The sequence below is a fragment of the Streptococcus sp. 2018110 genome (assembly GCF_019754115.1).
In the GTDB taxonomy this organism is placed as follows: Bacteria; Bacillota; Bacilli; order Lactobacillales; family Streptococcaceae; genus Streptococcus; species Streptococcus hashimotonensis.
This window is the reverse complement of the sequence record NZ_JAIJZO010000003.1, coordinates 136806-155378: the sequence shown is the minus strand read 5'-3', so window position 1 is coordinate 155378 and position 18573 is coordinate 136806. Positions and strand designations below refer to the sequence as shown.

Genomic DNA, 18573 nt, shown 5'->3' with positions numbered 1-18573 from the left:
TTAGCCTTGGCCACCTAGCCTAACAGCTTCAAACCTGTTATCAAATGAAATCATCAACTTACTCAAACATAGTGAAACATCTAATTCTTGACTAAGGTAAGGTGGCTAACTTCATTATAGAACTTTCGATTTCTATTAGGAATGGTAGATTTTTACAGGACTTGTCATTCTCGTGTTGACTTTCGGCTTTTTTTTCGGTAAAATAGTTTCTGTTATGGCGGTATAGCCAAGTGGTAAGGCACGGCTCTGCAAAAGCTTGATCGTCGGTTCAAATCCGTCTACCGCCTTTTAATATTCGAAAAAACCTAGGAATCTCCCTAGGTTTTTTGCTATTCTTTTCGCTTCAGATTTCCGAGAGCCATGGCTCCACCAAATAGACCTAACAAGGCACTTATAAAGACACTTCCAAGGCTATCCCCAGTTTGAGGCAGTTTCCCACTAGTATCCGCCGCTAATGCACCTGTCTCTCCTCTTCCGCTTCTTTCAAAGAATTCTCTGTGAGATACGGACACTTCTATTCTCTCATCAGAAATCCCTAATGCCTCCTCATGTTTTGTAAGTCTCCCCAAATGCTCCACACCATCTTCTCTTGTATCGCCAGTTAACAGCGCGATTTCAGTGGATTCTGTTTGCGGAGCAAATGGATTATCTTCTTTTGGCATTGGTACCTGCACTTCCGGTTTCGGAATAGGAATGCTAAGGGGTTGATCCTTATCTGATTGCTCCACATGAAGGTCTTTTTCAGGAACCTGCTCAGATACCTCCTTGTCATTTAACCGTACCTTATATTTCTTCACAAGAGCATTTCCAAAACTGTCACTCAAATCAAGTTTGACTGTATCCCCGTCTTTCAGACTATGTAGCTCATAGCGAAAGGCTTTTTCATTATTTCCATACTGCCTCCAGAAGCCTCCTCGAGCTACAAAATCTTCGTTGATCTTCAAGGACCAATAAATTCCATTATCCTTGGCGCTTCCGGTGAGTATCAAGTGCCCATCGGCATCTGCTAGGAGAACTCCTGCATACTGATTTTCCTCGTCTTCATCTTCTTCACTATCCACTACCTGTCTTTCCAATGGTAGCACCTCATTTTCCAGCTGTAAAACAGGTTTTTCTGTATCAACCAACATCTGATATTTCTTCGTGTAAGTCAACTCATCCGCCTCATTGTACACACTTATATCCACAACATTTCCCTCTTCAATCAGAGTAACTGGATAGGTCAACTTGCCATCCTCAAAATAGCGTTTTTCACCACCATTGATGCGCACAGAATGAGCTTGTTCGGTTTCTGCTTCTATTTCAAATGTAAATAGATAAGTCCCATCTTCTTGCTTTTTGAAGTCGACCAACTCGCTATCTAGCTCACGACCAAGACTTTCTTTATTGAAACGAATCGGGTCAATCAACCAGTTATTGACAGTAATCGGAACTTCTGTTTCCTCCTCCTCATCCAGACTCTCTGGACTTGTATTGATACGAAGGTCCTTTAATTTATTGCCCTTCTCATCTACCGCTGTTAACATGATGGCTCTAGGAAAATCAGATTTAAAGAAGTCTTGCTCAAAACTACCGTCTTCTTTTACATCTATGATTTTCAGCTCTCCCTTACCAATGTCTAGATTGGAATAGTAAAGTTTGATGTCCTTAGGAAGACTAACATTATCACTCACTTTCCCCTTCAATGTAAAACGTCCGTTTTTACCAATCTGGATAACCTCTTCATCCTCTTCATCTTTTTCAATATCAAGATCAATCATCGGCTTTTCATTATCTACCAAATAATTCAAGGTTTTAGTGTAAATAAGCTTGCCATCCTTGTCTTTCAAGATTAATTCAAAACTATGGCGTCCATCTGATTGCCCTGGTATCTGGAGGGATAGTTGACCATTCTCAAGAGAGTAATTCACAGCCTGAGCATCCAAGTCAGCCTGCACATCGGAAACTTGCGCTGAGACGTTCGCTTTAATTTCTACAGTTTTCTTACTGCGAGTTGCCATCAAATCTTCCAAATTTTTAAACTGGATTACAGGCACCACTAAGTCTTTTTCAACAGCAACCACATTACCCGCTATATCCATCACCTCAACACGGAGATGATTTTTAGCATCGAGTGGAAGTTCTACTTCTTTGAGATGGTAATGTCGTTGACCTGCATCATCTACAACCTTTTCAACAAGAAGATTTTCTCCATTTAGATTAGCTCGAACCTCCCAAACTTTATTATTATCCTTGGCTGTGACGACCAGTTCTCTATGGCTGGTTAGACGATTGGTATCAATCGCGACAATTTCTGGCTTTTGATTATCAATTTTGACTGGCAGATAGGTATACTGATAGGCCCCATTTTCTTTATTTTTTACCCGCAATCTAAAGAAATATTGTCCTTCCGGTGCTGGTATATTTTCATCCTTGCTTGCATCGTACATTTTCCCATCCCAGCGGTGCAATTCTATCGGAGTACGAAGCTTGGAATACTCCGAAAGACTTTCAAAATAATCTACATAGCGAACACGAGACAGCATGGTTCCTGTATCAATCCGCCTTAAAACAGGAGCATCTTCTTTAGCTTCTTTTACAATATCCAAATCATAGTTGGTAATATCCCTCAATAGCGCAAATCGAACAAAGGCATTCCCAATCTGACTATCCGAATGCTGGTTTTGAATTGCGATATTGTCTGGATTTAGAGGCGATTGATTATCTTGAATCTTTTCACGCCCAAGTTCAATATAGCGCCCAGACTTATTGTGTTTATAGCTAGATAAAACCGAGGTCAGTTTCAATTTAGAACTGGTTTCCCAAGCCGGTGCATCAACAATCCTTTCTTTTGACCAGTCACCAACAAAGCCAAAATAAGGAATGCTGATGTCCGACTGCCCCTCCGTCAATGATTTGAAGTAAATATACCCTTCTGCAAACTGGTCTTTCGCTTCTCCTGCATCCAATCTCAGACGAATAGTTTTCTTCTCTTTCGGCCCCAGTTGAATGGATTGCTCAGAAAGATGAATACTCGAACCCCTGATTTCTGCCGCATGAATCTCTTTAACTACTTTTCCAGAACGTCCTATTCTATCAACAGGAACATCTTGACTAGTCAATACTTTCCCAGCTGAAATAGCAAAGCTTCTTTGTTGGTTTCCCAGATTTTCCAAGGTTACCTCAAATTCTGTCTCACGCCCTATTTCTTTTAATTCCACCCCTCCTTTTAGACGGTGGTGAAGAATCACATCTGTTTCAAAGGCTCTATCAATCTGCAACAGACCAGCGCCTTGTTGTCTCGGAGAATTTTCCAAAGCATGCCCAGATGAATCTAGAACATCAACCAAAGGGGTAGCAGTATTCATCAAAATGACTCTCAGCAAATCCATCCTAGTCATGCCTTCTGGTGGTGTCATTTGGCGAATCCGTGGCAATAAAAGTGCACTGGCACCCGCCACAATTGGCGAAGCCATCGAAGTCCCTGACATGGAGCCATAACGATTGTCATTCAAGGTTGCATAAACATCCTCTCCTGGTGCCACAATCTCTGGCTTCAATTCTAAGTTGACCGTAGGCCCCCAACTAGAAAAGCCTGATACAGTCGGTACTTCAATCAACTTCTTCATTCCAATTGTAGGTCTGAGGACCAAACCAGTGTTCCCTTGCGATTGGTTGGCAACTTCTAATAATCGCCTTCCATCTTCTCCACTAAGACTGATGCCCCAGATAGAGGAGTAGGAAAGCAAAGTCTTATCATCTACCAATAACTGATGGGTCCTATAATAATCCTTGTTCCATCCCTGATCAGTATTTATCACAATAATTCCAGCAACATCCTTGAATTTCAAATTACGAACGGCATCTTTCAAGTCAAACTTATCTTTTTTGATAATCGCTACTTTACCAGCCAAATCAAGCCCCTGCACTTCTTCCCAGCGACCATTTCCAGCATCTACAAATTCATATTTCCCCTCTGTAAGCGTTGTGTAGCCAATAGGATAGTAGCCAAAAGACTGCCCATTCAGCATAAATTCACGTTGAACAAGATGGGTATTTCTCGCCGAACCAACCCCGATAACTGCGGGAGTCGCTGCCACACCAACTGTTGTTGCCGTATCCACAGCTCCCAAGGCATTATTTGTATGCAGGTCAAAGGAGGTGTCTGAAGAGGAGGCGCCAGCATTACCAATAGCTGCTGTAATGATAATCCCCTTTTCTGCTGCCCTCTTAGCAATCGTGTAGTAAGCATTCCCCGGCAGCCCGCTATCATAATAACCAACGCTCAAGCTAATGACATCTGCCCCGTGTTTGATAGCATCTTCAATGGCAGCATAGGCAGCATCCTCCGTCTCAGCCTTATAATTTTTAGGGTCATTTGAAAAAATCTTGTAGACTAGCAGTTGTGCGTTGGGAGCAATCCCATCAATCCCCTGTTTAGACGCAACTTCTTCGTCTGTTGCATTTCCAGCCAGAGTTCCTGCTATGTGCATACCATGTGGTTCGTGGGTATCATCGTAGAGATTATCGTTACCAGATACGTAATTATAGCCATGAGGGACTTTTAGAGTGTATGCCCCTGTCGTAGATGGAGTAATTTCCTTGATTTTAGGGACGACACCTTCATCCAACCTCATGTCTTTGTGCTTAATATCCAAACCAGAGTCAATGACTGCAATCACCATTCCGCGACCATCTGTCTGGTATTTAGAACTTGCTTTTAAGGCACCAACCAGCTCTTTAGCAGTATGAAGAGTCGGTCGGATACGGCGACTCTCTTCCAAAGAAGTTAATTCAGAAATGGCTTTTATATCAGACAAGCCTTCTCGCCCCACCTCTACAGATGCTCCCGTTAAAACCTCCTTATACTCATGAACAATTTTAACGCCATCAATTTTCTTTAATTTATCCAATACAAGATTTCGGTTCTCTTCGGAAAATTGTAAAATATAGCGCCCTGTTGTCACCTCTTCCAGCTCAAGCTGTGATTCCTGCGGGATTGTTTGAGGAACACTAGCTTCTTTTCCGCTAATGTCTTCTTTTTCCCTTGACTCCTCTGTTGTCTTACCAGCTGTAGTTGTTATCTCGGTCGCAGCTCGATCTGTGAGAAGACCTGATTCTTCACCCGCCTCTGTATCTACAACTTCTTCGACCACTCCCTCTTCAGCAACTGGTTCATCCACCTGCTCCGTTTTAACTGGCTCATCTGATAATAACCCATCTTCTTTTTTCTCTGCCACAGAATCTTGCTTGCTGTCCATATCCGTTGCGACCGCAACCGTAGACTCCACTCCTTCTCCACTAGTATCTGCTTGAGCCATCGGAACACCCGTGATAAAAAATCCTATTGATACCGATACCACACCGACACTTAACTTCTTGATACTAAAGCGTTGTTTATTCTCAATTTGAGACCACTTCTGTTTCATAAAACCTCCGTTTTTTAATATTAATTAATTTATAAGTTAGGTATACCTAATTCTATAAAATTTTTAAATCTTTGGCAAGTTTTTTTGAATTTGCGCCCTCAAAAACAAGAAAAAGCACAGGTCTCCCTGCGCTTTAACAACTTATTACAACTCAGCAATCTGGCTCAAGTTAACTTCAGCAATGGTGTCATTACCAAACATAGAGATAACCATCTTAACCTTGTTGTTATCGATTTCTGTAATTTTACCTGTGTAGTCTGTGAAGGCACCGTCGATGATACGAACAGTGTCGCCAACTTTGACATCAATATCAAATTCTTGAACGGTTTGTCCCATAGACACCAAGATTTGACGGATTTCTTCTTCCAAAAGTGGAGTTGGTTTTGAACGGTTACCGTGTGAACCCACGAAACCTGTAACGTTTGGCGTGTTACGAACCACAAACCAAGCCTCATCAGTCATAACCATTTCAACCAAAACATAACCAGGGAAACGGTTCTCTTCTACTTCCTTGACCTCACCGTTCTTTTCAACCTGAACAGTCTGAGTTGGAATTTCTACACGGAGGATGTTTTCCAACATGTTATAAGTGTGGGCACGTTGGAGCAAGTTTTCCTTCACTTTATTTTCATATCCTGAGTAAGTCTGTAAAACAAACCAGCCTTTATCAAAACTATCGTACATTGTTACTTCCTTTCTTTGGAAACACGGAATTTTTAGACGCTAAAAAAAGCCCGAAGGCTTTCGCTTTTCCTTATTATATCACTTCCATTTTACAAATGGCAAGTATTTTCTAGAAAAGATTAATCAAGCTCATGATTCCTCGTGACAAAATCAAGTCAAAGAGGTAAACCACCGCTACGAAAAAGGCAGTATATTCCACTACAGACACGAAATCCGTCCAGCTCTGCTTACGAGTTGGCCAAGACGTATCTTTTAAAATGCGGATAATGTCTTTGATAAATTTCATGCGCGACTCCTATCTGGTTTCCTTGTGAACAGTGTATTGTCCACAGTGTTTACAAAATTTATTTACTTCTAACCGTGTTGGCTTGGGATTGCTCGAAAGGCTGATTGAATAGTTTCGAGAACCACAAACAGTACAGGCTAGGCTTGCTTTTTTTAGTGCCATAAAGCCCTCCATCCTTTTCATTCTACCATGTTTTTATGGATTTGACAACTCTCCAAACCAAGACGTAATGTTATCCCACAAGGTTTTTGCTCGTTCTGGCAACTTGGCATCGATTAGATTTTGTTTGGTTTGCTCAATCAAGTTTTTCGCCTGATCTGAAATTTCTTGTACCTGTTCTTGACCAAGACTTGATTCAGTTTGTGCAGCTTCATCTGGAGCTACTTCTACAATACCATTTTGTGCATAGGCATTTTCTACTTCGAACTGAGTTCCTGCAGTATATGGCAAGATTGAATTGGCTACAGTCTGGAAGACCGACGGAGCCATCCAGTAGCTACTACTATCTATATAATGATTTTCATCTGTCTGCTCAAAACCAACCCACTGACTGATGACCAAATCAGGTGTGTAGGCAATATGCCACTGATCATTGACAAGATTGACATCAAAACTCGTTTCGGTTGTTCCTGTTTTCCCGGCAATATAATAATTGGCTGCATCTGCTGTCACTCCCGTACCATTGGTATAGGTTCCAAGCATCATTGCTGTCATCTTATCTGCGACAGAGCGGTCAATCACCTTGGTACTTATTTCTCGATGCTCTGCTAAAACCTTTCCACTAGCCGTTTCAATACGAGTGATGAGGTGGGCATCCTTCATCACCCCCTTATTCGCAAAAGTAGCGTAGGCCTGGGCCATTTGCAGAGGATTAGTCTCCACTCCAGAACCAATTGAAACACCCAAAACTTTCTCGACATTTTCCATATCAAGCCCAAACTTTTGTCCATACTCGAAGGCTTTGTCAATCCCCAAGGTGTTCACTATATAAGCTACTGGTAAATTGTAAGAGAGAGCCAAAGCTTGATACATTGGAATGGTATCAGAAGTCGAATAATCATAGTTATGCAAGGTGTAATCGCCGTAGGTTTCTGTATGGTTATCCAGAGCCATATCAATCGACCAGCCCGCCGCTACTGCTGGAGCATAGGCAACAAGAGGCTTGATCGTTGAACCAGGACTGCGCTTGGCTTGTGTCGCAAAGTTGAAAGTCCGAAAGACCGCATCCTCTGAACTGTTAACTCGACCAACCAAGGCGCGAACTCCACCAGTCGTAGGATCAAGAGCCACACTGGCAGCCTGAGCATAGGTACCATCAAAACTTGATGTCGGGAACATGGTCTCATCATCAAAAATCACCTGCATACTGGCTTGAGAATTTTGATCCATCTCTGTGTAAATCCTATAGCCGTTATTAATAATGTCTGATTCTTTCAGTCCATATCGCTCAATCGCCTCAGCAATCACAGCATCAAAATAGGATGGATAGGAATAATTGCTTTGTTTCCCTGTATAGGTATCTGAAAGCTGACTGGCTAGGTCTACTTGGAAACCTGCATCTGCAGTCGCCTGATCAATATAACCAGCATTGACCATATTTTGCAGGACTGTATCCCGACGATTAACTGCATTTTCTAGAGAATAATAAGGATTATAAATCTCAGGTCCCTTGAGCATACCTGCAATGACGGCCGCTTGCTCAAGAGTAAGATCGCTGGCTGGAATACCGAAGTACTTTTGGCTTGCATCTTCCACTCCCCAAACACCATTCCCAAAATAGGCGTTATTGAGATACATGGTCAAAATTTCTTGCTTGCTGTACTTTTTATTGATTTCCAGAGCCAAAAAGAATTCTCGAGCCTTTCGACTGATGGTCTGATCCTGAGTTAGAAAGGCATTTTTTGCCAATTGCTGGGTAATAGTTGAACCACCTCCAGATCGACCTAACGTCAAGGCAGCCAAAATTGTACGCTGGTAATTAATACCTGAATTTTCGTAGAAGCTCCGATCTTCTGTAGCGATGACAGCATTCTCTAAATTATCAGAGACAGCATCCAGCTCTACATAGGTCCCCTTCTGACCTGACAATGTCCCAGCTTCCGCACCATCTTTATCGTAAATAATCGTTGTGGCTTTTAGCGCCTGCTGTAAATCACCAACATTAGCTGTTTTTGCAAGGAAAAATAGATAGCCACCTACTGTAAGAACTGTCAGGACCATTAAAATGATTAAAATTTTAGTCAGTTGGTAACGCCGCCAAAATTTACGAATCGGCTCCGGAATACGTGATTTTTTCTTTGGTTTATCAACAGAGCCACGATTTCCCCTGCGGCGACGGCTAGGTCGGTCTTCATGATCAATTTGGAAATCTTCTGGAACTTCAATCGGCTGATGTTGCAAATCGTCCATACTTTACCTCTTTCTAGTGAATTTTGTACCATTATACACCATTTCGTAAAAACTAGCAGAAAAAAGCCTGCGATAACTTGTGACAACAGACAGGGAATTTTTTCAAAAAATATGATAAAATAGGGTCATTCTGAACAAAGAAGAGGATTCCCATGACACAAGTATATGACATTACCATCATCGGTGGCGGACCTGTCGGTCTCTTCGCCGCCTTCTACGCCCACCTCCGTCAAGCCAAGGTCAAAATCATTGACTCCCTTCCCCAACTGGGTGGCCAGCCTGCCATTCTCTATCCTGAGAAGGCTATTTTAGACATTCCCGCCTTTCCAAGCCTGACAGGACAAGAGTTGACCGACAACCTCCTTGCCCAACTGGCACCCTTTGACACTACGATTTGTCTCAATGAAACCCTGACTGCTATTGAGCCAGGAGAGGTCATTTCCCTGACGACTAACAAAGGTAGCCACCAGACCAAGACCCTGATTATCGCTATGGGTGGCGGGGCCTTCAAGCCTCGTCCGCTGGAGATTGACGGTGCCGACAGCTTTGACAACGTCCACTACCACGTATCCAACATCCAGCAGTATGCCGGCAAGGACATCGTCGTCTTGGGTGGCGGTGACTCTGCGGTCGATTGGTCCCTGGCCTTTGAAAAAATCGCCAAGACCACTCACATCGTCCACCGTCGTGACAACTTCCGGGCCCTCGAACACAGTGTGGAAGAACTCAAGCAGTCCAGCGTCAGCATCCACACACCTTTTGTTCCTAAAGGACTTTCTGGGGAAAATGGCAGAGCTTCTGCTATTGATTTTGACAAGGTTAAGAGCGAGGACAAACTCAGCCTGTCTTTCGACCACCTCTTTGTCAACTACGGTTTCAAATCATCTGTCGGTACGCTGAAAGAATGGGGATTGGAACTCAATCGCCACCGCATCGTCGTCAACAGCAAGCAAGAAACTTCTGTTCCTGGCATCTATGCTATCGGTGACTGTTGCTTCTACGAGGGCAAGATTGACCTGATTGCGACTGGACTGGGCGAAGCCCCAACCGCCGTCAACAATGCTATGAACTACCTCAATCCAAATGAAAAAGTGCAACCCAAGCACTCAACCAGCCTATAAGATGAAAATTGATATTCGCATTCCCCAAGCCTTTCCCCAGCTGACTGTCAAGGAAGTCTTGGAAGATTATTTTCTCATTCCCAGAAAAATCCGCCACTTCCTCCGTACCAAGAAGCATGTCCGTGTCAACGGCGAACTGATAAACTGGCAGAGTCCGATTGCTGCAGGCGACCTGCTAGAATTGACCTTTGACCAGGAAGATTATCCTGAAAAAAGCATCCCTCTGGGGCAGGCGGACTTGATTGAGGAACTCTACCAAGATGAGCATTTGATTATCGTCAACAAGCCCGAAGGCATGAAAACCCACGGCAATGAGCCTACGGAAATCGCCCTGCTCAACCATGTATCTGCCTATGTGGGTCAGACCTGCTATGTGGTCCACAGGCTAGATATGGAAACCAGCGGAGCCATTCTCTTTGCTAAAAATCCCTTTATCCTGCCCATTCTCAATCGTCTTTTGGAGGACAAGGTCATCTACCGTGACTATCTGGCCCTCTGCCAAGGGCAGCTAAGAAAGACAGACTGGACCATTACCGATAAGATCGGACGGGACCGACACGGCCGCAGAAAGCGGGTGGTCGATAACCGCAAGGGACAGGCAGCTCTTACCCAGGTCCGCCTCTTGAAGACCCTTGGCAAAAATAGCTTGGTCTCTTGTCGTCTCCAGACAGGGCGAACCCATCAGATTCGGGTGCATTTGTCTCATCATGGCCACGCCCTAATCGGTGACCCTCTTTACAGTCGAGTCGCTGCCCCCCGCCTCATGCTCCACGCCCAAAAACTCAGCTTAACGCACCCGCTTACCCTGGAAGAAATCAGCGTGGAAGCACGGTCGGAGAGTTTTGAGAAAGTCTTAAAAAACATGAAATAAATAGCTGTACCCTTAGAGTTCTATATCCCTATTTCACTGGACTAATCCAGTGAATTTTTTTATGCTTCCACTAACCAAAAAATCCAGACAAGATAACCCTGTCTGGACTTAAAACTCTACTCTGGCACAACAACCTTCAAACGAATATCTGTTGGCTGTAATACTTTTTGAACTTGCACTAGGAAAGCAAGACCGTTATCTGATGGGGCATACTGAAAAGTCAGATTGATAACTTTTTCTGTAAAGTCATCCCCGTAGCTGTCCACATACTGCTTGCTTTCAATAAAGTGAATGTAGTTGTTCAACTTTTCTTGGAGTTTGAGGAGGTGGTCTTGTTCGGTGTCAGGAAGCCATTCGTTCCCATCTGCTAGTAATAATTCAAGATAACCATCTACAATACCGAGAGAGTCGATGGTGGTTACTTCTAGTACAATATCCTTTTTTACAAGGGGAGAAACATAGTTTTCCGGTAATTTCCCTTTCCACTCTATCCACTGTTGCTCAGCAATTGGAATCCAGTGTTCCAACTCTGTTTGAGTAAATAGTTTTCTAAATTTTGGGGTATCTATTAGAGTTGTCGGACTCTCCTCAATTGAACGCTTTTCAAGGACCTTCTTTTCTTCCGCTGTAGGCGGCCAGCGACCGTTTTGAGCCTTCCAATTGACTTCCATTGCCGTCCTATTTCCCATTAGAAACTCATTAAAATCAGATTCTTCAATTTCAAAAACCCTTCGAACAGAGGCAATCCCAAATTCGCCAAAAGTATAATATTTTCCATTGTGTGTACGGAAATCAGAATTTATTGGTGACTCAAGCTTATCAAAGGTATCAAATTCTTCCCAAGTAATGTCTGTTAACGGCATGTTAATTTCCTCCTAATATTCTAAATGTGTACTCACCCCACGGTACCTCATCAATTACAGCTTCTAGCATTCCCCCAGGATATGTTTTCCCTCCGGGGCGCCAAAAATCATCAAAGGCGGATACTTCATTTCCGCTAGGTATTTTTAGATTATGAATAGAGTCAACCGGTATATCAATAACGACTGGAGAATCTCCTAAGTCTCCTGGATGCAAACCTAAAATTACCTCCAGTAACCGTGGATCACCATCACTAATATCAAGAATTGTTTCGCCAGCAGCCTTCGGCATAACAAACGCTACATGGTCTTTGTCATTTCCTATGGCTCCATTATTAAAACCACCTTCAACTGGGGTAAATTTTTTGGAATTTAATAGCTCCATTCTCAAATTGTTTTTTATGGGCTTCAATAAACTTTGGGCTATAAATATCTTCTACATTTGGACGAACACCTTTTGGGATATCTAGTATTTCATTACTTGACATTCCCGCCAAATATTGTACCTTTGGTGCATTGTCAGAAATTTCAAGTATTCGATTGATATCTTTTGTACTCAATCCAGCAGCTTCGTAAGTATTACGTAATTCGATTCGATGCGCATCGATATTGAAAGAAGCCGTCTTCTGCGACACGACATCAATCCGTGTGCCCTTGGGTATCTCAACACCGCCGACAAAGTCGCCCTTGCCTGCTCCGACAATGGTGCCACCGTACTTGGACAGGTCCTCCAAAAGATTCTGACGGCTGATTTTCAAACCATTCTGTGCAGTTGTGTACTCTTGAATACGGATATTCCCCGCCTCATCAAAGCCAATCGCATCCACTCGGATTTTCTGTTCAACGCCATCAACCGTCATCTTGATCGTGATGTTGTTCTCGACCTTGCTGGCGATTTTACCAAACTCAACCGTTTGTAAGTCCACAAAGTCCTGACCCTGACGAGCGTTGAACTGAATTTGTGGTAATAGCAGAACTACTCAACTTGTGTCAAAATGGATGTGAGAGATAACAACTCCAACCTCATTCCCACTCCTAGGTTCCGCTTTAAATCAAGCCTAGCCAAACCGTTTATGTACAAATGAAGAATATTTCTACCCTTCCATTATACCAAAAAGTCCAGACAAGGTAATCCTGTCTGGACTTAAAAACTCTACTCTGGCACAACAACCTTCAAACGAATATCAGTCGGCTGTAATACTTTTTGAACCTGCACCAAAAAGGCAAGACCATTGTCTGATGGGGCATACTGAAAAGTCAGATTGATAACCTTTTCTGTAAAGTCATCCCCATATCCTTCCTGACTATCAATCCTATCAATGACCTTCTGACAATGCTCAATGTAGGATTGGAGACCAGATAGGCTACGTTGAGTATGAAGATTATGACTCATAATAGTATTCCTTACTCGTTTATACTTTGCAAGCTTTTCACGACTATTGGTAATACAACTAAGCAAATACTCATCACTCATTACTGTTGCCCTCCAATTTTTGCTCGATAATAGACTTCTGTTCCAGACTTGGTAAGGTATCATCGGGAAGGATGGTCTCAACCCGAGTTGCGTAGGCAGAGGCAAAACCGAAAACAACCACAATAATCGCAACCGAATAAACTAGAAAAACCCTTTTTAGAAAGGCACTAGAAACTGAGTAGCCCTTTGTCGAATACTGCTTCAGCTCAGGTTGTTTTTTCTCTAAGATATTTTTGGGTAAAAAATAGGGTCTAAAAGCTGTCATGGCCACAGATAAAAACACTGTAATCCCTAGAGAATTGTATACTTGTGTTCTTGCACCAATCGCTGTAATATAAAGCATACTTGAAAACAAGACAAGCCCAAAAACAATAAACAGAATCAAGGATACCTGAGCATCCTTCTTCAGTTGTAAGAACTCTTCTACTGTCATTTTTTCTTTTTGCATCCTACTCTCCTATTCTATTTCTTTGGTAATTTTCAACTTGACCCTGTCTGGGTTTACAAGTTGCATCAAAAAAATTATGTAATTTGGGATTTTGGAATCCATTACTTAGCCATAAACCAAAAGTAAATTAAGACGATTTAAACAAAACCTACTCTCCCAAACTTTCCTTATATCGCTTGGATTCTTTACCATACCAGTCTTCAATGCTATATCCTGAGAGAATACGATAGTCTTCCATATATTTATTAATATAAAATCCTTGAATACAACTAAACACTATTGCTACTGAAAAATAGAAAAGTAATATAGGCCCAGCAATCCCAAAAATCATGACTAAACTTCTTAGAATATCATTCTCATAAATCCCTTCACCTTTATTAGGTAAAAAGAGACGAAACAGAACGAAGGGAAAGATGATTAAGCCACCATATTTCCTCCCTAAGACAACAAACTTCTCCATCACATCATTTAAGGGATTGGAAACCGATTGGTTTCCATATAAGCCATTCAAAACTTCCTTCTTAAACCATAGGTATCTTTCTACGATTACAAAAATTATGATAGACAGGTTCAGAATGACTGCAATTAGCGAACCAAAAAACATAGCTGAACCAATAGTAAATAGAACAATTGCTTGAAAATTAAGTAAACTCATCATCAAGAACATATTCTTATTAAAATAGTAATAAGATAAAATTCGACTGTGGCGTATCTTCCTTGTATCAAATAAGTAAAGAACAATCACAACAAGGCCTAACCAAAGTGGAATTGAGAATAGAATTTCCGCATCTACATATAGTATCTTCCCAACTTCTTTATCAGAGTAGGGGCCAATAAAGGAAAATAAAAACATAAAAAACTCGACCGTTAAAAATCCCAAGATTTTCTTTCCATAACCATTTTTCTCTATGTCCTCCATTGAAGTCTGAATGTACTTATCCGTTACCAACCCCATACTCTCTTCCAAAGAGGCATTCCATATTGATTTTTTCATGTTTTCTCATCCTTATCAGATTATTATACTTGTCTATTACACCGAAAATCCAGACAAGATAATCCTGTCTGGGTTGGTTTATGGCAACATCTGATAGGATGAGCTCTTAGTTATATCTCTTTTTCTTAATTCCTTTCCGTTCACCAGACTTTCCTCGATGGAATTGGCAATTGACTGGTCTGCTTGACGAAAGGCTTCTGCCACCATGTTCAAGTAGCCATCCAACTGCTCAACTGTCGAAACAATCTCTTGACTCACTGACTTAAGCCGACTAGTAGTGGAAGCCACCTTTTCTTTCGAAGCATCATCAGAATCGAAAAAGTCTGCGCTATCAGCGATCATCCCAGACATATCCTCATAGCTGGATTTGATGCTCAAAATCTGGTTAGGGTTGATACTCTTTTGACTAGTCATTGTTGTACTCCTCTGGCTTCTTGGCATAGGTCGCGATGTCCTCGAACTTAGTAATCCGGTGGTCTTCACCGTCGACAGTAGCTACTCTATCTAGGTAAGCATGGTCATAGAACTTCAAACCGCTATTCATAAACAACTCTTCTGTCGCTATGATTCCCTCTTGATTGATGATTGTATTATCTACAATATCATAGAGGGGATAAGCCTCCGCATCTTCCTGGTCGAGGATGACAGCCGCATGGACATCCACATCCCTCAGATTGATCGAGCCATCATAGAGGTCAGTCTTTCTAGTCCCACTATATCCAAATGACACCTGAGATTTTCTTTCTACATATGTATCCAAGTAAAGAAACTCCCGGTTGGTTAGTTGAGGATCTGATTCTGGTACCTCACCCTCGACCAGGCCTGTATCTAGATTGAATAGGAGGTTTTTAGACTTTATGTCCTCCCCATGCAGCTTCCCTACATGTATCATGGTGTAGTTGGACTCGCCAATCTGAAAGAGTTCGCCTAAGCCCCCTGCACCATAGACTTTGTAGCCCTCATCTTTCAGATAGGCCAGACTGACCTCCACAAGGTCAATCCGCTTTTTCGTTAGACTCGGTGTTCTCAGATCATAGACATCCAAGTAGATATACTCATCCTCTCCCAACTCCTTGATCGTTGGCTCTGGGAAACGGTCCCGTTTCTTAACGACATTTCGAATCAGGTAGTTTTTATTGGCGGCTGGATCATCGTCATCTTCTATTCTCGCTTGTTCCACCTCCTCTTGGTTGGTTACTTTCCAGTCGATGACGATGCCGTTCCCATCTGCCACAAAACGATAATCTTCCACCTCCAAGACTGGAGTAATAATATAATCCTCATAGAGTTTATCTCCCTCAGGCTTTACAGCATGTGCTTCTGTACAGGCTGACAGGAGGAAACTTATGGAAAGCACCCCTATTACTTTATGGAAAAACTTGCTTTTGTCCATCGATTACTCCTCCTTTTCATCATCTTTTATCTCCATAGTGATTTTCCATATATGTTTCAAGATCATCCAAACCATCTTCTCCGACTCGTGCTACAGACTCTCTAAACTCAACCACTTGATCCACCGACATGGTCGCTAGACTCAGGTCTACTGGCTTCTCTGTCTGGGTCTTAGGATCGAGATAGGTCTCCTGACCCAACAGATAGGCTCGTAACTCTGGGTCGTCCGTAGTTAGTTTATCACTTAAATTTTTCATTTCCACCTTTTGTTCTTCCGCAAACTTGGTCAAGCCATAATCGTCAAACTCCCTGAGGCGCTGATAGGCATTGAAGTCGTAGTAGCTAGAGGTGCTAGCCACACTCTTGCTTGGGTAAACACTACCATTCTGACCTTGGCTATCCAGCTGCCCAAAGGGATCTTCGGTATCAGTGGAAATACTCCAGCCTCCCTGGTCGAATAAGAGCTTCAAGAAGTCTTGAGTAGCTTCATCGCCTTTTTTATCCAACTCTCCCATCAACTGCTCAAACTGTTGCTGATGGCCTAGGATTTCGATTGCCACATCAAGCCCCTTAGAAGTTACCTGTGAATATTTCTGGATGGTTTCTGGCTCCAAGTCTTGGCCTGTCTTGTTCTTGTAAAGTTCCTTGACCTTCTCGTAGGAACTATCCGCAATGGCCTTACCCTTAGAAGCGGCATCTGCCTTATCCGTTCCAGAAAGCGATGCCAAGGCCTCTGCTCCCTGAAGAGCCATAGCTCCATATGGATGAAGGGAGATTGTACCTTTAACAATCGATTCTATTGTATTGGAAGTCAGTTCCTTCTTAGCCTCTATCCTCTCTTGTTTTAATTCAAAAAGGCGCTGATCAACTTCTCCACCCAAACTTGAAAGACGACTTTCGCCTAAGGATGAGATATATTCCTCACTTTTCCTCTGCCCCATATTATTCCACATCTGAATGGTTGGCGTACCATAAATTGAGTTAAGATGGTTGCGATGCACTTCAAATGTTATATCATTCCCTTTGTCAATAGAAATCTTGGCACCAATCTGGGTATAGTCATGAATATCTGGTGCACCTTCGACTCCAAAATCTTTTTTCTCTTTGCTGATGCCGATACGTAAAAACTGTAAACTATTGACCAGACCTGTCCCCTTGTTCAAGGTTTCAAGTTGGTGTTCATAGGCTTCCATCTCAATTTCATAGAGTGCCATCTGGGCTTGATAATCCGCTATCTCCTTGGCATTGCCACCGTCTGGATAAACAGGTTTGTTTTGATAAAGCTCATGCATCTGGTTTAACAAAGTGACAGCTTTGATATCCTCCACAATCAAGAGGCGATTAGTAAAAATATCATTCTGACCCACATCATTGACACTCATGGCGATTGTTAGATGATTTAGCTTAGCCACTCCACCTTGAGCAGTCCACTGATTGATTTCCTCTGCTATGACACTATACATGGAATCGCTGATGGCATTCGGATTAACCGCCATCACATCTCCTGGATAAGGACCGATGATTGCCTCTAAGGCTTGGGCATCCGTTTTTGATGTCACCGCATCCAGATACGGAACGACCTCCCCCGGTGCCAAGCTCCCATTCTGAATCGCTGTCGCTATACTAGCCACAGGAATCTGGATCACAGACTGCGCATTAGCCAACGGTCCCTTTAAACTCTCAAAGTTTTGTATGACAAGATCCAAATCCCTCATAAAGGACTCATAGGCCTCCTGAAGCCTCTGGTCCATCTCTGTCCGACGACGACCTGCTTCCATCAGATTTGCTTCCATCCCAGAAACCTTTCCATTCAGTGAAAAATCACTAATATCTAAAGCATCCGATGCCTGATTCATGGCAGATTGAAGCTTATTTTTAACCTCCTGAATGTGATCAATTTGTTCACCAGTCAACTTTCCTGAAACGCTACTAGCCCCTGCATCATCCGTCCAGGCTCTAGTCTGAAAGCCCAGCCCTCTCAATCGATCCTCATAGTGACTAATTGCTTGCGCATAAGAATCAAGGACGGTCGGGTAGGTGTCAAAAACCGTAGCCTGAACCTGATTCAACTTGGCCAAAAAGGCTGAAATAGCCTCAGCCTGCTCCCCATCCACTTTCATCTGGAAGCTGCGATAAGTGGAGCCTATTGCACTTCGATAATTATCCGAAAAACGGCTGATCGAGCTCCCAAAATTGGATAAGCCTGATAAATTACTTACACTTATTCGTGCCATACTTCCCTCCTCTTCTAATCATCTGCCATCGCCAATGCCTCTTGTAACATATAAATGGAGCGGTCATAAGAGGCTATACTGGTTTCATACTGACTAATCTTCCGATCAATCTCCTCTAAAAAGAATTCTTTCTGGGTCTTGAAATACCGTTCTACTGACTTGGTCTCCTCTTTCTCCCTATCTGTCATTTCCAGATAGGGAGTTCCAGCCAGATGGTATTGTGATTTGATAGCCTCATGGCTATTCAAAACATACTTGACCGTGGTACTTGTCTGATAAAGTCTTATCCGAGCGTTTCGCAACTTGGCGATCTTTCCTCTCAATTTGTTTCTTTGACCTCTGTAATAAGAAATATTTGCACGTATCTCTGCTTTTCCCATTATAACCTCCTC

The 18573-nt window shown here is 42.6% G+C and carries 17 protein-coding genes and 1 tRNA gene; 3 read left to right on the top strand and 15 right to left on the bottom strand.

Features of this window, described 5'->3' with window-relative positions; all coding sequences use genetic code 11:
• Positions 1–216 precede the first annotated feature (216 nt).
• Positions 217–287: transfer RNA gene (locus K5Q34_RS03945), tRNA-Cys, on the top strand.
• Between the two features lie 42 nt (positions 288–329).
• Here the strand turns inward: K5Q34_RS03945 and K5Q34_RS03940 are convergent.
• The 5 genes from K5Q34_RS03940 to pbp2a all read right to left on the bottom strand — a co-directional run bounded on the left by K5Q34_RS03940 (position 330) and on the right by pbp2a (position 8787).
• Positions 330–5408 (bottom strand): S8 family serine peptidase, encoded by a 5079-nt coding sequence (locus K5Q34_RS03940; protein ID WP_221864553.1) that lies wholly within the window; start codon positions 5406–5408, stop codon positions 330–332.
• 144 nt (positions 5409–5552) lie between these two features.
• Positions 5553–6092 carry a transcription termination/antitermination protein NusG gene (nusG, locus tag K5Q34_RS03935; RefSeq protein WP_002940254.1) on the bottom strand — a complete coding sequence of 180 codons (540 nt, stop codon included), beginning with the start codon at positions 6090–6092 and terminating at the stop codon, positions 5553–5555.
• Between the two features lie 109 nt (positions 6093–6201).
• Entirely contained in the window at positions 6202–6378 is a 177-nt protein-coding gene (secE, locus tag K5Q34_RS03930; RefSeq protein WP_002940255.1) for a preprotein translocase subunit SecE, read from the bottom strand.
• 9 nt (positions 6379–6387) lie between these two features.
• Positions 6388–6540: a 50S ribosomal protein L33 gene (gene rpmG / locus K5Q34_RS03925; protein ID WP_002940258.1), complete on the bottom strand. Its 153-nt coding sequence runs from the start codon at positions 6538–6540 to the stop codon at positions 6388–6390.
• A 33-nt stretch (positions 6541–6573) separates the two neighbouring features.
• Positions 6574–8787: a penicillin-binding protein PBP2A gene (gene pbp2a / locus K5Q34_RS03920; RefSeq protein ID WP_172115035.1), complete on the bottom strand. Its 2214-nt coding sequence runs from the start codon at positions 8785–8787 to the stop codon at positions 6574–6576.
• A gap of 152 nt (positions 8788–8939) precedes the next feature.
• Between pbp2a and K5Q34_RS03915 the strand changes: the two genes are divergently transcribed.
• Both K5Q34_RS03915 and K5Q34_RS03910 read left to right on the top strand, forming a co-directional pair.
• Positions 8940–9908, top strand: coding sequence for an NAD(P)/FAD-dependent oxidoreductase (locus K5Q34_RS03915; RefSeq protein WP_172115033.1), 969 nt, complete (start codon positions 8940–8942; stop codon positions 9906–9908).
• Between the two features lies 1 nt (position 9909).
• Entirely contained in the window at positions 9910–10779 is an 870-nt protein-coding gene (locus K5Q34_RS03910) for an RluA family pseudouridine synthase (RefSeq protein ID WP_221864555.1), read from the top strand.
• Positions 10780–10895: 116 nt separating this feature from the next.
• Here the strand turns inward: K5Q34_RS03910 and K5Q34_RS03905 are convergent, their stop codons facing one another.
• From K5Q34_RS03905 to K5Q34_RS03860, 10 genes are all read right to left on the bottom strand, one after another.
• Positions 10896–11642, bottom strand: a complete 747-nt coding sequence (locus K5Q34_RS03905; protein ID WP_172115031.1) for a DUF6572 domain-containing protein — start codon at positions 11640–11642, stop codon at positions 10896–10898.
• 1 nt (position 11643) lies between these two features.
• Positions 11644–12024: a hypothetical protein gene (locus tag K5Q34_RS03900; RefSeq protein ID WP_172114810.1), complete on the bottom strand. Its 381-nt coding sequence runs from the start codon at positions 12022–12024 to the stop codon at positions 11644–11646.
• Positions 11987–12565 (bottom strand): hypothetical protein, encoded by a 579-nt coding sequence (locus tag K5Q34_RS03895; RefSeq protein ID WP_172115029.1) that lies wholly within the window; start codon positions 12563–12565, stop codon positions 11987–11989. The genes K5Q34_RS03900 and K5Q34_RS03895 overlap by 38 nt, the downstream gene beginning before the upstream one ends.
• Before the next feature lie 227 nt (positions 12566–12792).
• Positions 12793–13032 (bottom strand): DUF6572 domain-containing protein, encoded by a 240-nt coding sequence (locus K5Q34_RS03890; protein WP_153309225.1) that lies wholly within the window; start codon positions 13030–13032, stop codon positions 12793–12795.
• Between the two features lie 73 nt (positions 13033–13105).
• Positions 13106–13561: a hypothetical protein gene (locus K5Q34_RS03885; protein ID WP_029179063.1), complete on the bottom strand. Its 456-nt coding sequence runs from the start codon at positions 13559–13561 to the stop codon at positions 13106–13108.
• A gap of 148 nt (positions 13562–13709) precedes the next feature.
• The gene (locus tag K5Q34_RS03880; protein ID WP_205026854.1) at positions 13710–14555 is read right to left on the bottom strand and encodes a hypothetical protein; all 846 of its coding nucleotides are present in this window, start codon (positions 14553–14555) and stop codon (positions 13710–13712) included.
• Between the two features lie 78 nt (positions 14556–14633).
• Positions 14634–14969 (bottom strand): hypothetical protein, encoded by a 336-nt coding sequence (locus K5Q34_RS03875; RefSeq protein WP_024407292.1) that lies wholly within the window; start codon positions 14967–14969, stop codon positions 14634–14636.
• Entirely contained in the window at positions 14962–15948 is a 987-nt protein-coding gene (locus K5Q34_RS03870; RefSeq protein WP_221864552.1) for a hypothetical protein, read from the bottom strand. Before K5Q34_RS03870 ends, K5Q34_RS03875 begins: the two co-directional genes overlap by 8 nt.
• Before the next feature lie 19 nt (positions 15949–15967).
• Positions 15968–18181, bottom strand: a complete 2214-nt coding sequence (locus K5Q34_RS03865; RefSeq protein WP_172115021.1) for a hypothetical protein — start codon at positions 18179–18181, stop codon at positions 15968–15970.
• A gap of 14 nt (positions 18182–18195) precedes the next feature.
• On the bottom strand, positions 18196–18561 hold the full coding sequence (locus K5Q34_RS03860; RefSeq protein WP_029172850.1) for a hypothetical protein: 366 nt from the start codon (positions 18559–18561) through the stop codon (positions 18196–18198).
• Between the last annotated feature and the right edge of the window lie 12 nt (positions 18562–18573).

What these genes read in the sequence shown, in the direction of transcription:
- K5Q34_RS03890 (WP_153309225.1), bottom strand. Translation starts at nt 13,032, where the DNA reads ATGAGTCATAATCTTCATACTCAACGTAGCCTATCTGGTCTCCAATCC.
- K5Q34_RS03865 (WP_172115021.1), bottom strand. Translation starts at nt 18,181, where the DNA reads ATGGCACGAATAAGTGTAAGTAATTTATCAGGCTTATCCAATTTTGGG.
- K5Q34_RS03905 (WP_172115031.1), bottom strand. Translation starts at nt 11,642, where the DNA reads ATGCCGTTAACAGACATTACTTGGGAAGAATTTGATACCTTTGATAAG.
- pbp2a (WP_172115035.1), bottom strand. Translation starts at nt 8,787, where the DNA reads ATGGACGATTTGCAACATCAGCCGATTGAAGTTCCAGAAGATTTCCAA.
- K5Q34_RS03885 (WP_029179063.1), bottom strand. Translation starts at nt 13,561, where the DNA reads ATGCAAAAAGAAAAAATGACAGTAGAAGAGTTCTTACAACTGAAGAAG.
- nusG (WP_002940254.1), bottom strand. Translation starts at nt 6,092, where the DNA reads ATGTACGATAGTTTTGATAAAGGCTGGTTTGTTTTACAGACTTACTCA.
- K5Q34_RS03860 (WP_029172850.1), bottom strand. Translation starts at nt 18,561, where the DNA reads ATGGGAAAAGCAGAGATACGTGCAAATATTTCTTATTACAGAGGTCAA.
- rpmG (WP_002940258.1), bottom strand. Translation starts at nt 6,540, where the DNA reads ATGGCACTAAAAAAAGCAAGCCTAGCCTGTACTGTTTGTGGTTCTCGA.
- K5Q34_RS03870 (WP_221864552.1), bottom strand. Translation starts at nt 15,948, where the DNA reads ATGGACAAAAGCAAGTTTTTCCATAAAGTAATAGGGGTGCTTTCCATA.
- secE (WP_002940255.1), bottom strand. Translation starts at nt 6,378, where the DNA reads ATGAAATTTATCAAAGACATTATCCGCATTTTAAAAGATACGTCTTGG.
- K5Q34_RS03880 (WP_205026854.1), bottom strand. Translation starts at nt 14,555, where the DNA reads ATGAAAAAATCAATATGGAATGCCTCTTTGGAAGAGAGTATGGGGTTG.
- K5Q34_RS03940 (WP_221864553.1), bottom strand. Translation starts at nt 5,408, where the DNA reads ATGAAACAGAAGTGGTCTCAAATTGAGAATAAACAACGCTTTAGTATC.
- K5Q34_RS03875 (WP_024407292.1), bottom strand. Translation starts at nt 14,969, where the DNA reads ATGACTAGTCAAAAGAGTATCAACCCTAACCAGATTTTGAGCATCAAA.
- K5Q34_RS03900 (WP_172114810.1), bottom strand. Translation starts at nt 12,024, where the DNA reads ATGGAGCTATTAAATTCCAAAAAATTTACCCCAGTTGAAGGTGGTTTT.
- K5Q34_RS03915 (WP_172115033.1), top strand. Translation starts at nt 8,940, where the DNA reads ATGACACAAGTATATGACATTACCATCATCGGTGGCGGACCTGTCGGT.
- K5Q34_RS03910 (WP_221864555.1), top strand. Translation starts at nt 9,910, where the DNA reads ATGAAAATTGATATTCGCATTCCCCAAGCCTTTCCCCAGCTGACTGTC.